2 protein-coding genes are annotated in these 1,428 nt (G+C 56.4%); both read right to left on the bottom strand.

All coding sequences use genetic code 11. The features are described 5' to 3' along the window. Positions 1 to 289 (bottom strand): iron-containing alcohol dehydrogenase (locus AUR66_RS11875; RefSeq protein WP_157533088.1); only part of this gene is annotated, 289 nt, incomplete at its 3' end. Next, the gene (locus AUR66_RS11880) at positions 286 to 1,092 is read right to left on the bottom strand and encodes an N-acyl homoserine lactonase family protein (RefSeq protein WP_058572587.1); all 807 of its coding nucleotides are present in this window, start codon (positions 1,090 to 1,092) and stop codon (positions 286 to 288) included. The genes AUR66_RS11875 and AUR66_RS11880, both read right to left, overlap by 4 nt. Positions 1,093 to 1,428: the final 336 nt, after the last annotated feature.

The raw sequence follows: 1,428 nt of genomic DNA on the forward strand, positions 1-1,428 counted from the left end.
CCTCGACGGCGCCGATGCTGGGTTCCCGTTCGACTCCATCAAAGACGTCGACATCGAACCCATCTTCTTCGAGTTCGTCGGCAACCCGGTCGACGTGACCCAGTGAAACGAGGTTCTCGTCAGTGATGATCAGCCCGCGTTCATCGCCTCCTGCCCCGATCTGGTCGAGTTGATAGCTGAGCTCGTCCGCTGCGCCGGCACCAACGCGGACTGCGGGCATCTGTACTTCCCAGACAGTCTCTGGCGAGAGTTCGTGTGGGTCGGCCGAGACAGAGCGGTTGTAGCTCACAGTCCCCACCCCGGTTGGATCTTCTCGAACTGTTCTGGGTCGTGACCGAAGACAACCTCCGCGTCGTGGCGTCTCTCCAGTTCGTGAATTCGGTTCATGCTCTCGGCCCATTCTGTCTTCCCCCAGATGAGGGGGCCGCCGAGAGGCGTCCCGTTCTCATAGTTTTCGTCCATATACGCCTGGTCGCCGGTGAACACGATTGTCCCATCGTCGTCGAGGTGAATCATGGAACCAGTCAGGCCCGGCGTGTGGCCCGGGAATCGGATGAATTCCAGGTCGGTGAAGTGTTCCTCACGGTTGCGGTGAAGCACCTGCCAGTTGAGGTCGTGATCGAAGTCTTCGAGGACGTATGCGCCGCTTCCCTCGTCAGTCTTCGCGCTGTAGTACGCGAACTTCAACTCCTCCTCGTGGACGTACACTGGCGTGTCGGTATCGGCGAAGAATTCGAGCCCACCGGCATGATCAAGATGGAGATGGCTTTGGAACACTGCATCGATATCATCGATCGAATAGCCTGCCGCCTCTAAGTCGTCGTCAAGCCGATGTTCGCTGGCATCGTGCGGATAGAACGCCTGAACGAGTCCCTCGGGCCAGTGGCCGTCGGCCGCGTCGTGGTGGGACCCAGTGTCCCAGAGAATCGTCGCCTCAGGATGATCGATGACGAGGTTCCACACTGGGATTTCCCCGTACTCCGTGTCCGGATTCGGCACCTCGTGGGATCCAATCGTATTCGCTTCCATCATGTAGTTCATGTCGCAGTACAGTCCACCACGGTCGATGACGTGTACCTCTGCGTCTACCATGTCACAATGTTGAATGCAATCTTACATAAAAATTTGTGCAGTATTCGACATGAGCTGTTCGCGGAGTAGGGTTCCGGCCTCGTTTCCTTCTCAGATGAAAATCAGTTAGATACTCATATCGGGCGAGCTTGGTGGCCAATTTGAGCTTTTCATTGACCACGGCATCAACAAATTTTCAGTGGCCGGGACTTCCAACAGAGCCCTTCTAGCCGGTTAAATTGGACACCGTTCGCGGATTTGTTTCAGTGATTCGGAGACATCACTGGCCGTGCGTCGAACACATTCGACTCGCCTTGCAACAGCATTTCTCGACGCGAACTTGACCCCGTCGTACGT

Source organism: Haloferax profundi (assembly GCF_001469865.1).
GTDB classification, from domain to species: Archaea; Halobacteriota; Halobacteria; order Halobacteriales; family Haloferacaceae; genus Haloferax; species Haloferax profundi.